Source organism: Streptomyces sp. NPDC021225 (assembly GCF_044332865.1).
GTDB lineage: Bacteria > Actinomycetota > Actinomycetes > Streptomycetales > Streptomycetaceae > Streptomyces.
Window position 1 is genome coordinate 229,693 of the sequence record NZ_JBIRPV010000005.1, and the last position, 12,954, is coordinate 242,646.

A 12,954-nucleotide genomic window follows, 5' to 3' on the forward strand; every position below is an offset into this window, starting at 1 on the left:
CCCGCGCCTTGGCCGCCACATCTTCCTGGATGTGCTGGTAGATGTGGCGTGAAGGGCCGGGCGCGGTTCCAGGTTGTTCTCGCGTGCAGCGATGAAGGTTTCTTGCGCATGCAGAGAATCGCCGCAAATCTGTGTTGAGCTGGTGATGGATACGAGTTGGCGGGACCACCCACCCGCCGCGCCACCGGGAGGCCTGACGGCAACGGCGGCTCCTTGCCCCCTTTCCTCCCCTCTGCCGGCCGTTCTGCGCTGAGAGTGCGACACGCACCCAGTCAGAGCGGCCGCAACCACCGCACTGAGCCCGTGACACGCCCGCAAATGGCGGTGACACTCCGTTGTCTGTCGAATACCGTTGCGTAGCACGGGGGTTCGACCATGAAGGGTGAGGGGGCGTGATGAGCCTGCCGGGGCAGATCGCGATACGACGGGGTGGCTGCTGTGAACTCGCTACGCGTGTAGTGGAGGAGCTCAGACGTGCCCTGGGCATCGCGCTGTCCGGGGAGGGCGCCCGGTGAGCGGTGGCGGTGGCAAGGAGCCGGATCTCGCGCTGGACAAGGAAGCGTTAGAGGACATCACGAAGGGCTTGCGGGCGGCGATAGCCGAGTTGAAGGACATCGGGTCGGCCACGGGCGCGGTGCAGGGGGCGGGGTTCGAGGAGTTGTCGCTGACGTCGATGGAGGCGGGGCACAACGGCCTCGCCAAGGACTTCGAGGACTTCTGTGAGTGCTGGGAGTGGGGGGTGCGCGGCCTGATCCAGGACGCGAACAAGCTGGCCAAGAAGGTGGGCCTCGCGGCGGGGATGCAGTGGGAGGAGGACCGGTACATCGAGGGCACGTACAAGGTCGTGGCGAACTCGGTGGCCGGAAACCCGCATCTGAGCGAGGAGGAAGTCACCCAGAAGGAGTGGGGCGAGCTGTTCTCGGGGGATACCTGGCGTCCGGACTACAGCAAGGAGTCGTACGAGAAGGCGGGCGAGGAGATCCGGGGGACCTGGCAGGCCACGGGCGACAAGATCTCCCGCAAGAGCAGCATCGCCCAGTACGCGCTTCCGCCTGACCAGCAGGGTGGCGAGCAGGGCGGGGGTGCGGGCTGATGGGGTGGGATCTGGTCCCGGATGTCATCGAGGACAAGGTCGAGGACGGTGTCGAGGCACTCGGGAATGTCGTCGAGGCCGGGGGTAACAAGCTCGCGGAAGGGCTGGACAAGGTCGGCTGGGAGAGCGGAGCGGACTGGCTGCGTGACAAGTCCCGTTCGGCGGCGAACACGCTGGGCGCGGATGTCGCCGAGATGCAGCTGGACGAGACCGAGAACCCCAAGAAGCTGATCTATGGCAGTGCGAGCAAGATCCGCTCGACGGCGAGCCATCTGCGGGACTTCAAGAAGGCGTTCACGGATGTCGGGGATGGTCTGAAGCGGCTGGACTCGGCGCACTGGAAGGGCAAGGCGGCGGACGCGTTCCGCGAGGAGGTGGCGGTCGAGCCGAAGAAGTGGTTCAAGGCCGCCGACGCGTGCGAGAAGGCCGCCACCGCGATGGACACCTTCGCGGGCACGGTGGAGTGGGCGCAGACCCAGGCGCAGGAGGCCATCGACGCCTATAAGGCAGCGAAGAAGGCCTCGCAGGAGGCGAGAACGGCCTACAACGAGCAGGTCGACGCGTACAACGCCGCTATCAAGGACGGCAAGGACGCCTGTAAGCCGGGGAAGTTCACCGACCCGGGCCCGGGCAAGGCCAAGGCGGCGCAGGAGAAGCTGGACGAGGCCCGCCGCCAGCGCAACGAAGCGGCGGATACGGCCCGCACCGCGGTCAAGGCCGCCCGGGACGCCGCGCCGCCCAAGCCGTCGTACTTCGAGCAGGCGGAGGACGGCCTGACCGGCCTGAAACTCGACGCCACGCACTTCACGGCGGGCGTGATCAAGGGCGGCGCGGGGGTCATCGGCTTCGCGCGCAGCCTCAACCCGCTGGACCCGTACAACATCCTGCACCCGGCCGAGTACGCGACGGGCCTGAACAACACGGCGGCGGGGCTGGTCACCCTGGCCAGCGACCCCTTCGGCGCGGGCAAGCAGATGCTGGAGGGGTTCGCCAAGGACCCCGCCGAGGGCGCGGGCAGGCTCCTCCCCGAGGTGGTGGGTGCCAAGGGGATCGGCGCGGCGCGCAAGGGCGCCACGGCGGGCAAGTACGGTCGGCGTGGGCGGAGCGGCGCGCGCAAGTCCCTGGACAAGGACGGACCGAACGCCCACGGCACGCAGGACGCCAAGAAGACCACCGATGGCACAGACCCGGTCGATCTGGCGACAGGCAAGATGTTCCTGCCCCAGACGGACGTGACCCTGCCGGGCGTGCTTCCGCTGATCTTCCGTCGCCGGGTGGAGTCGGGCTACCCGGCGGGACGCTGGTTCGGCCCGTCGTGGTCGAGCACGGCGGACCAGCGACTGGAGGTCGACGCCGAAGGGGTCGTCTTCATCAGCGAGGACGGCCTGCTGCTGTCCTACCCCCACCCCGCACCCGACCTGCCCACGCTCCCGAACGCAGGCCCCCGCTGGCCGCTGGAGCGGGACGCACACGGCGACTACACCCTCACCGACCCGTCCACCGGCCACACCCGCCACTTCACCGGCCCGAACGACGAGGCTGACGGGGTCGCGCGGCTGGAGCAGATATCGGACCGCTCCGGCAACTTCATCACCTTTGAATACGACCCCGACGGCACCCCCCTCGGGATCATCCACTCGGCTGGCTACCACCTGAAGCTGACCACCCAGGACGGCCGGATCACCGCCCTCCACCTGGCAGGTGCCGCCTCCGACGGAACCGACCAGGAACTGCTCGGCTACGGCTACACCGAGGGCAACCTCACCGAGGTCATCAACTCCTCCGGTCTGCCGCTGAGGTTCGAGTACGACGACGAGCGCCGTGTCATCTCCTGGACCGACACCAACGACCGCCGTTACGACTACGTCTACGACAACCGCGACCGCTGCATTGCCGAAGGCGGCGAAGCGGGCCACATATCGATCCGCATCGACTACGACCGCATCGACCAGGCCACCGGCCACCGCATCACCACCGTCACCACCCCCGACGGCCACGCCACCCGCTACCTGGTCAATGACGCCGGCCAGATCGTCGCCGTCACCGACCCGCTCGGTCACACCACCCGCACCACCTACGACCGCCACGACCGCCCCCTGACTCATGCCGACCCGCTCGGACACATCACCGCCTACACGTACGACGAGGCAGGCCACCTCACAAAGATCACGGGCCCGGACGGCCATGAGACCAGCGCCGCGTACAACGCCCTGGGTCTGCCGACGTCCGTGACCGGCCCGGACGGCGCCACATGGAGCCAGACCTACGACGAGTCGGGCCACCGCACCAGCGTCACCGATCCGACCGGCCACACCACCCGCTACGCCTATGACGACCGTGGCCACTTGATCGCCATCACTGATGCGCTAGGGCAAACCACAGGCGTGATGTGTGACCCGGCGGGGCTACCGGTGGAGATCACCGATCCCCTCGGCGCCGCCACCCGCTACCAGCGTGACCCCTTCGGCCGACCGGTGGTCCTCACCGACCCCCTGGGCCACACCGCACACCTGCGGTGGACGGTCGAGGGCAAACTCGCTGCCCGCACCGGCCCGGACGGGACGACGGAGAGCTGGACGTACGACGGCGAGGGCAACTGCACGCGAAGCGTTGACGCGGCGGGTGGGGTGACCTCGTACGAGTACACTCACTTCGACCTGCTGGCCGCCCGAACCGGACCGGATGGCGTGCGCTATGAGTTCACGCATGACGCTCACCTGCGGCTGACCCAGGTCACCAACCCTCAGGGCCTGACCTGGTCGTACACCTATGACCCGGCCGGCCGCCTGGTCGCGGAGACGGACTTCGACGACCGCACCCTGACCTACACCCACGATGCGGCAGGCCGCCTCGCCGAGCACACCAATCCGCTCGGCCAGACGCTCCACTACGAGCACGACGCTGCGGGGCGCATTGTCAGCAAGGCTGCCGACGGTCGCGTCACCCGGTACACCTACGATCCGGCAGGCCGCCTCCTCCAGGCCACCGGCCCAGATTCAGAAGTGGTGTACCAGCGCGACCGTATGGGCCGCGTCAAGGCCGAAATGATCAACGGCCGGGTCCTCACCCACGCCTATGACGCCTTGGGACGCCGCATCCGTCGCACCACGCCCACCGGCGCCACCACCACGTACACCTTTGACGCGACAGGCAACCGCACCACACTCACCACCTCCGGCCATACCGTCGCCTTCGACTACGACGCCGCAGGCCGCGAGGTCACTCGTCGCATTGGGGACGAACTGTCCCTCTCCCATATGTGGGACCGGGCTGGCCGCCTCACCGAACAGGCCCTGACGGGACCGACCCTCGGACTGGTCCAGCGCCGCACCTACACCTACCGCGCCGACGGCTATGTCACCGCGATCGACGACCAACTCTCCGGCCGTCGCACTTTCGACCTTGATGGGGCAGGTCGGGTCACCACCGTTCAGGCGCTGGACTGGACCGAGAGGTATGCGTACGACGAGGCGGGCAACCAGACCCAGGCCAGCTGGCCCAGCGCCCATCCTGCTCAGGAAGCAACCGGCACCCGCACCTACATCGGCACCCAGATCACCGGCGCGGGCAACATCCGCTACGAGCATGATGCCGCGGGCCGCCTCACCCTCCGACAGAAGACCCGGCTGTCTACGAAGCCCGACACTTGGCGCTACACCTGGGATGCCGAAGACCGGCTTACTTCCGTCATCACTCCCGACGGCAGGTTGTGGCGCTACCTATACGACTCCTTCGGCCGTCGCACCGCCAAGCAGCGGCTGGGGGCGGACCGTGAAACTGTCCTGGAGCGGGTGGACTTCACCTGGGACGGCTCCACTCTCGTCGAACAGACCACCACCACAGCCGAACTCCCTTACCCGGTCACCCTCACCTGGGACCACGATGGCCTGCACCCCATCGCCCAGACGGAGCGCATCACCGAGGCCACCACCCAGCAGGAGATCGACCGGCGTTTCTTCGCCGTCGTCACGGACCTCGTCGGCACTCCCACGGAACTCATCGACGAGTCTGGCGGGATCGCCTGGCACACCCGCACTACCCTCTGGGGGGCGACCACCTGGGCCACCACCAGCACTACCTACACCCCTCTTCGCTTCCCTGGCCAGTACTACGACCCGGAAACTGGCCTCCATTACAACCACCACCGCTACTACGACCCCACCACCGCCCGCTACCTCACCCCTGACCCCCTAGGCCTTACTCCAGCCCCCAATCCCGCCACCTACATCCACAACCCTCACACCTGGACTGACCCCTTCGGACTTGCGCCTTGCCCTGCTGCCAGAGAAGGCGCTGGGAAGGGCCTGGAACGGCGAACATCGAATACGGGACCGTTCAGCGACCTTCCGATAGCGATGCAGAAGCGTGTCGTTAATCAGGTAGCGAAGGAGGCCGGGGTCGGACTCGAAGGTGTGAAAGTGAGAATTGACCGAGACCCGGATCTGATCGGCCGAGATCTATACGGACACACGGCACCAGACAGGACGATCACTCTGTATCCAGACGCCTTCTCGTCGAAGGAGAATTTGGTGAAGACCATCGGACACGAACGAATGCATGTCATGCAGATCGATCTATATGGCCCATCGAAGTCGCTTGAACAGGAACACGCTTGGGAGCGTGCTGCCTATGCCTCGGAATACCAGTTCTGGAACTATCACAATGGGACCCTGGCCAGTGAGTAACAGGGAGGCATGGCTAAAGACGCTCTTGCAGGTAAGTAATACAGGGTCAAGCGAGACCGCGTGTCCAAATTGCGGACGCCGGCGGATCGATTTTCGATATATTGCAAACTTGCAAACCCGTGTAGGCTATGCTCTGGTCTGGTGCGAATCGTGCTTGCATGGAGCTTCTGTGTCACGAGTAAAAGTGCCTGAGGGAATCGATGCACGTTCGTTCGATGATCCAGAGGCGCTAATCGGCATCCCTGAATTCGTGCGTTCTGACTGACGAGCCGGGTCACTCGGTTTGCGCCGAGTCACTCCGCGATGGGCCCGCCCGGGATTTCAGGGACGGCTGTCAGCGGGCAGTCAGACTGTATCGGGCAGTGCTGCCCCGCAGCTCGATTCGGATAAGCGGAGTTCCCTGGATTTCGACTCCCAAGTTGTTTCCGCCTTGGGTTATTCCAAGGTCTATGACCCGAACAGCGCTCTTCCTCTCTGCCAGGTCCGGGTAACTCTTGAGGAGTTCTGTCATGAGGGCATGGGCAACACGTCCCAAGACGTTCGATGGGTTGCGGGCGAGATAGGCAGGCAACGGCACGACATCGCCATCAACTTAGGTTCCTCCCTGCGGGTGGGAGTGAGCGAGTCAGTTGCTGTACAGGTGGTCGAATCGGCCTTTCTTGGCCGCGCGTATGAAGACGCCGAGAGTGGCGGGGGTGGTGGTGAGGGTGATGTCGGGGTCGTCGCTCTCGCGGATTTTGACGGCGTCGGGGGTGGGGGTGGCGACGTTTACGCAGCTGTTTCCCTCGCCGCAGTAGGAGGACGATTGCCAGTCAATCGGCAATCTGGCTACGTAGAGGCAGTTGGATCCTTCGTGGCTGTAGGACGACTTTCGCCAAGAGGTCAGGGCAGGCAAGGCCCCTCCTTGTCAGATGTTTTGTGCGATGTGGTGGATGAGGCTGCGGGATGCATCTTGCTTGAGCGCGTAGCTCTCGAACCGTTCCAGGACACTCCGGTATTTCATGAGATGTGCCTCCGCGTCGAGTAGTTGTGCGCCGAGATCTGTGTCAAGTGAGACGGTGTCGAGCTGAGGGGCGGAACCGCCGAAGTAGTCAATGGGCTGACCGGAACCGGGCAGGGGTCCCGCCCCGAATGGGATCACCAGCACATTGATGTTGTCCTGTTCGCCCATGTCGATGAGATGTTGAAGTTGAGCGCGGGCGACGGTGGGACCTCCGTACCCCAATCGCAGGGCCGCTTCGTGGATGATCGCTGTAAACGGTGTCGGCTCCGCCCCGTGAAGGATGCCCTGCCGTTTGATCCTGTATGACAGGCGGTGTTCTACCTCGTGTGGCGGGGGCGGTGGCACAGTGGAGTCGAACAGTGCGCGGGCGTGGTCCCTGGTCTGGAGCAACCCTGGGATATGAACCATGGTGGCGACACGCACGAACGTGGCGTGATACTCAAGCTCGGCCAGGTCGAGTAGCCCTGCCGGTAGCACTTCCCGGTCCTGCTCCCACCAGCCCCGGGTCTGTCTCCCGGTCAACTCCGTGAGCGCTTCGATCAGCTCCTGATCCCCGCAGTTGTACAGACTGGCCAGCGCCCGGACCCGGTCTGCGCTCACCGCGTAACGCCCTGCCTCGATGCTGCTGACGCGTGACTGGCTGGCGCCGAAGTGCGTACCGGCCTCGGTGGCGGACATGTCTGTGCGTTCGCGGAGCCTGCGCAACTCGGCGCCAAGGCGTCGTTGTCGCACGGTTGGTGGGCGGCTGGTCGAGGCCATGGGCGATCTCTCCATGATCGGTCGAGGCGTGCGTGTCACCCTAACGGGCGTACTTGGGCTCCATCTGCAAGAAGTGTGGGATGCAGCCCACAATTCACGCTACGGTGTGACGCAAGCCACTTCGGCTGGCGATGTCGCGCCACCGTATGTGCACGGCTTCGCCTTGGTCCAATTCCCCTCCGGATCGGGAGACTTCCATGGCCAATGAACCCCCGCTCGACATCGACAAAGAGCTGTGTGAACTCGCCCTGGACAACGCCCCGCGCGTCTTCGCCGTCACCGTCCAGTACGAGGCGGCCCCAGGCGAGCCGGACGGCGAGATCGCCGCCTGGGGACTGGCGTACGACGACGGAAGCGCCCACGTCGTCACCGTGGACGGCCGACACCGCCTCAGCCTCAAGTCACCCGAGCGGGCCACCTGGTGGTTCGGGCGCCGTGGCGACATCACAGCCCGGTTGCTCTGGTTCGCCGCGCCCTCCGTGCCCAGCTTCGAGGCGGCCGAGGCGGCCTGAGACGCACACGGGCCGCGCCACCCCCGCGGGGACGACGCGGCCCGTGCCGAGCGCAAACCAACTACGCCAGCAGCTCCACCTCCGCCAGCGTCGCCTTGCCGCCGTCCGGCACCAGCCGGTACTGCTCATACGACCCCGGCGAGCTGACCGAGAAGACCCGCGTCTGCTTGTCCCATGCGAAGGACTCGCCCGACCGCCGGTCCACGTCCGTCCACTTCTCGCCGTCGCGGGAGCCCTGGAGCACCCACCCCGATGGGGCCTTCGCCTTGTCCGCCGAGGACGTCAGCGTGTACTGGACCACCCGGGTGCGCTCGGCCAACGGAAGGTCCAGCGACTCGAACGACGCCTCCGTCTTCGACGTGTCGTCCAGCAGCGCGGAACCCCCGCTCGGCGGCACCGTCACATCGCGGCGCGGCGCAGGCACCTTGTCGTCCGTTGTAATCGACGAGGGCGCCGCGCCCTTCCCCGTGCCCCACTTGGAGGGTTTGGCGCCCATGTCGAACTCCAGCGTCCCGCCGCGCGCGAGCACGTCATGCGGCAACGCAGTCGAGCCCCACGGCTTGCCGTTGACCCTCAGCCCCTGGACGTACACATTCCGCGCGCTGTTCTTCGGCGCCTTGATGACCAGGTCGCGGCCGTTCTCCAGGTGCACCGTGGCCTTGGTGAACAGCGGCGAACCCACCGCGTACTCGGAGCCGCCCATGACCAGCGGGTAGAAGCCCAGGGCGCTGAAGACGTACCACCCGGACTGCTCGCCGTTGTCCTCGTCGCCGTGGTAGCCCTGGCCGATCTCGCTGCCGGTGTAGAGGCGGGAGAGGACCTCGCGGACCTTCTCCTGGGTCTTCCAGGGTTGGCCGGCCGCGTCGTACATGTATGCCGCGTGGTGGGCGACCTGGTTGCTGTGGCCGTACATGCCCATGCGGACGTCCCGGGCCTCGGTCATCTCGTGGATGACGCCGCCGTAGGAGCCGACGAAGTCGGGGGAGGCGGTCTCGGGGGTGGAGAAGTAGGTGTCGAGCTTCTTCGCGAGGCCGGAACGCCCGCCGTACAGGTTGGCGAGGCCCCGGCTGTCCTGGGGGGCGGTGAAGGCGTAGCCCCAGCCGTTGGTCTCGGTGTAGTCGTAGCCCCAGACCCGGGGGTCGTACTTCCCGGACTCGACGCGCCATTGGCCGTCCGCGTCCTTGCCCTGGAAGAAGCCCGCCTTGTCGTCGAAGAGCTTCACGTAGTTCTGGGCGCGGCGCAGGAAGTAGTCGGACTCCTCCTTGTAGCGGGCCTTCTTGGTCTTCGCGTAGAGCGCCTTGCCCATCTTCGCGAGGCCGAAGTCGTTGAGGTAGCCCTCCAGCGCCCAGGACAGGCCCTCGTGGGTGTCGGTGGTGGTGTAGCCGAGGAAGGGCGACCGGTCCATGCCCTTGCGGCCCACGCCGCCGGAGGTCGGGACGGTGGTGGCGTTCCTCAGAGCGGCCTCGTACGCGGCCTCGGCGTCGAAGTCGACGCCCTTGAGGTAGGCGTCGGCGAAGGCGACGTCCGAGCTGGTGCCGGTCATCAGGTCGGCGTAGCCGGGGGAGGACCAGCGGGAGATCCAGCCGCCGTCCTTGTACTGCTGGACGAAGCCGTCGACCATCTCACCGGCCCGCTTCGGGGTGAGCAGGGAGTACGCGGGCCAGGTGGTGCGGTAGGTGTCCCAGAAGCCGTTGTTGACGTAGACCCGGCCGTCGACGATTTTGGCGCCGGTGTGGGTCGGGGTGTTCTCGCCGGTCGGCTTGGAGAAGGCGCTCGCGTATTGGTATCGAGGCTTCTCGACGGTCCCCGTGTTCTCGAAAGCGGAATTGGGATACAGGTACAGCCGGTAGAGGCTGGAGTAGAGGGTGGTGAGCTGGTCGCGGGTCGCGCCCTCTACCTCGATCCGGCCCAGGATGTTGTCCCAGGCCGCCTGCGCGCGGGACTTGACCTGCGTAAATGAAGCCGATGTCGGGATCTCGCGGTCCAGGTTCGTCTTCGCCTGGTCGAGGCTGATCAGGGACGTGGCGATCCGCAGGGTGACCGTACGATCCGCGCCGGGCTTGAAGCGGAAGTATCCGGTGACGTCCTTGCCGCCCCCGCCCGACAGCTTGCCGCCCGCGCTGACGGGCGCGTCGAAGACGCCGTAGACGAACATGCGGCCCGCGCCCGTGCTGAGGCCGCTCTTGACGTCGGAGTAGCCGGTGACGACGCCGTTCTCGGCGTCCAGGGTCAGCCCGCCGTCGCCGTTGACGTTGTCGAAGATGACGCTGGCGTCGTCGCCGGGGTAGGTGAAGCGCAGCAGCGCGGCGTGGTCGGTGGGGGTGACCTCGGCCTTGAGGCCGTTCTCGAAGGTCACGCCGTAGTAGTGCGGCCGGGCGGTCTCGTTGCTGTGGCGGAAGGGGAGGGCGCGGGCGGTGCGCCCGGCGTCGGGCACGTCGGACGCGACCGAGGGCATGATCTGGAAGGTCTGCCGGTCGCCCATCCAGGGGCTCGGCTCATGGCTCGCGCTGAACGCCTGGACGGTGGGGAGGTTGTCGGCGTTGTTGCCGCGGGCGTACTCGTACAGCCAGCTGGTCGAGCCCGCGTTGGTCACCGGGGTCCAGAAGTTGAAGCCGTTGGGGACGGCGGTGGCCGGGAAGTTGTTGCCGCGGGAGAAGCTGCCGCTGGAGTTGGTGCCGCGGGTGGTGACCGCGTAGTCGGACAGATGCTTCAGGCGCTTCTCGGGGGCCTTGGGCGCAATGGAGATGTCGTCGACCCAGCCGCGGAACTTCGCGGCGCCCTTGGGCGAGTCGTACGCGACCAGGACGCGGTCGATCGTCTTGCCCGCCGCGACCGCGCCGATCCGCGACTCCTTGTGGTTCCACTGGTTGACGTACAGCGTCTTGGAGGCGCCCTGGCCCTGGGGGCTCAGTCGGGCGCCGTGCTGGTCGACCGCGCCGGGCAGGTCGCTCAGATAGGTGCCGTCGGTGAAGGCGAGGTCGACGGAGACATGGGTGGCCGGGTAGTTGAGGTCGGTCTCCGGCATCGAGGGGAAGATCCGGTACGAGAGCAGGGTGTCGCGGGTGACGGCCGTGTTCACGTCGAAGATCTTGTTGTACGAGTACGCCCGGCCGTCCGGCTTGTGCGTGCCCGCGTACAGCAGGGCGCGGGTGCCGGTGAAGCCGGCGTTCGCCTTGGCGGTGGGGGAGCCGGCCGGGCCGCGGTCGGCCTGGGTGCGCATATCGGCGGGGGCGGGCGGGGTGGTGTCGGCGGTCGCGAACTGCACCTCGGCCAGTTGCACGATGTCGTCGCCCGCGTTGCGGGAGATCTCCAGCCGGTAGTGCCGGTAGGCCGTCTCGTTGTCGAAGGTGAACTCGCGGGTCTGGAAGCGCGAGGCGAAGGACTGGTTCTCGCGGGTGTCGAGGGTCTTCCAGTCGGAGCCGTCGGCGGAGCCCTTGAGGGTCCAGTCGGCGGGGTCGCGGCCGGGGGCGTCGTTGGCTGAGGTGAGGGCGTAGCGAACGGCCTTGACCGGATCGCTGAGGTCGAATTCCAGCCAGGCGGTCTTCTCGAAGACGAGCCACTTGGTGCTGGACTCGCCGTCGGCGAGGTTCTCCTTCACCTCGCCGCCGCCGGTGTTCTCCCCGTTGGCCCGGATCGCGGTGACCTTGTCGGTGACATTACCGGGGATGCCGCTGCTGTATCCGCCGTCGACCCCGGAGGCCTTCTTCTCGCCGTCGGGGCCGGTCTCGACCGTGTTGCGCCAGTCCGGTTGTGGGTCGTTCGGTTCGAAGGACGACTCGAAGGGCGAGGCGAGGGCGGGGGCGGCGGGCTCACCGCGCGAGGCGGCCGCCGCCGCGCCTTGCGCCGTCAGGGTCAACACAACGGCCGCCACCAGGGCGGCCGGTCGTCGGGGTGCGTGCCATGGTCTGGGGCTGGGGCGTCTCAGTCGCATGCTCCGCGTCTCCACGAGCTAGACAACGTTGTCTGTTCCGTAGCGCAGAGTTAAGTAGGGAGGGGCCGCCCCGGTGGTGTCAAGGATGTGTAGGGGATTTCGGAGCCGGGTGAGCGAACGGGCCGGATGGGTGGGACCGGCCGCGGTGGGGGTGTGGCCGCTCCCTGGGGCCGCTCCCGCACCCGGGTCCTCATCGATGGCTCAGGCGGCGGTCTTGGACTTGGTGCCGAGGGAGACCCGGCACTTTGTGGCCTTCTTGGAGGAGTCCGCCTCGAGCGCGACCACCTTGACGGTCTTGCTGGCGTTTCCGGCCACCTCGGCGTCCGACTCGAAGGCCGTGGTCACCACTTCGCCCTTGCTGTCGACGAAGCCGACCATCAGCGTGTAGTAGGACGTGGTCGAGTCGGAGTTGGTTATCTTCACATTGGCGTACGGAATGCCGGTCGAGCCCCATCCGCAGTTGCCCATCTTGATGTCCGGGCTGACCAGTCCACCGCCGCCGGTCGGGGTGTCCGTGGGGTCCTCGGTCGGGTCCTCGGTGGGGGTGGGCGACTCGGTCGGCTCCACCGGCAGCTCGGCCATGCCCTTCCCGATCGCCGCGCCGCCCTTGGCGTCACCGGCGGAGGATCCGCCCCCGCCGCTGGAGCCGCACGCCGAAATCGACGCGAGTGTCGCGACCACGACAAGCGTGGAGGCGAAGGGGAATTGCTTCCGGACCACAGGGGCCGCCTTTCTTGTTGGTTCACGCGCACGGCGGCGTGCCGCACGGGCTGCGTCCCCTACGGTATGTCGGACAGGTCTCAACTCGGGAAAGACTGCGACCCAATGACCATTCGATCTTGCCCACTTGAGGCCAAGTGGACTATACCTGTCGCCCCGGGGGGAGGCCGTCATGCGGCCCCACGTCGCGCCCGCCTCTGCGGGCCTCCGTGCTCCCCGGAGCACACTCAGCAATACTCCGAATCACGCTT

7 protein-coding genes are annotated in these 12,954 nt (G+C 66.8%); 3 read left to right on the top strand and 4 right to left on the bottom strand.

Features of this window, described 5'->3' with window-relative positions; translation table 11 throughout:
• Positions 1–511 precede the first annotated feature (511 nt).
• Positions 512–1,093, top strand: coding sequence for a hypothetical protein (locus ACH4S9_RS23185; RefSeq protein ID WP_398373726.1), 582 nt, complete (start codon positions 512–514; stop codon positions 1,091–1,093).
• Positions 1,093–5,778, top strand: coding sequence for a putative T7SS-secreted protein (locus tag ACH4S9_RS23190; protein ID WP_398373727.1), 4,686 nt, complete (start codon positions 1,093–1,095; stop codon positions 5,776–5,778). Before ACH4S9_RS23185 ends, ACH4S9_RS23190 begins: the two co-directional genes overlap by 1 nt.
• Positions 5,779–6,403: 625 nt before the next feature.
• Here the strand turns inward: ACH4S9_RS23190 and ACH4S9_RS23195 are convergent.
• Both ACH4S9_RS23195 and ACH4S9_RS23200 read right to left on the bottom strand, forming a co-directional pair.
• Positions 6,404–6,601 carry a DUF397 domain-containing protein gene (locus ACH4S9_RS23195; protein WP_385348271.1) on the bottom strand — a complete coding sequence of 66 codons (198 nt, stop codon included), beginning with the start codon at positions 6,599–6,601 and terminating at the stop codon, positions 6,404–6,406.
• Between the two features lie 84 nt (positions 6,602–6,685).
• Positions 6,686–7,540 carry a helix-turn-helix domain-containing protein gene (locus tag ACH4S9_RS23200; RefSeq protein ID WP_385348268.1) on the bottom strand — a complete coding sequence of 285 codons (855 nt, stop codon included), beginning with the start codon at positions 7,538–7,540 and terminating at the stop codon, positions 6,686–6,688.
• 197 nt (positions 7,541–7,737) lie between these two features.
• On the opposite strand from ACH4S9_RS23200, the gene ACH4S9_RS23205 reads away from it, so the two are divergent.
• A complete protein-coding gene (locus ACH4S9_RS23205; RefSeq protein ID WP_385348265.1) occupies positions 7,738–8,052 on the top strand; it encodes a hypothetical protein in 315 nt (104 codons plus the stop codon).
• A gap of 61 nt (positions 8,053–8,113) precedes the next feature.
• Here the strand turns inward: ACH4S9_RS23205 and ACH4S9_RS23210 are convergent, their stop codons facing one another.
• Together ACH4S9_RS23210 and ACH4S9_RS23215 are read right to left on the bottom strand one after the other, a co-directional pair.
• Positions 8,114–11,983: a GH92 family glycosyl hydrolase gene (locus ACH4S9_RS23210; RefSeq protein WP_398373728.1), complete on the bottom strand. Its 3,870-nt coding sequence runs from the start codon at positions 11,981–11,983 to the stop codon at positions 8,114–8,116.
• A 201-nt stretch (positions 11,984–12,184) separates the two neighbouring features.
• Positions 12,185–12,703 carry a hypothetical protein gene (locus ACH4S9_RS23215; protein ID WP_311723659.1) on the bottom strand — a complete coding sequence of 173 codons (519 nt, stop codon included), beginning with the start codon at positions 12,701–12,703 and terminating at the stop codon, positions 12,185–12,187.
• Positions 12,704–12,954: the final 251 nt, after the last annotated feature.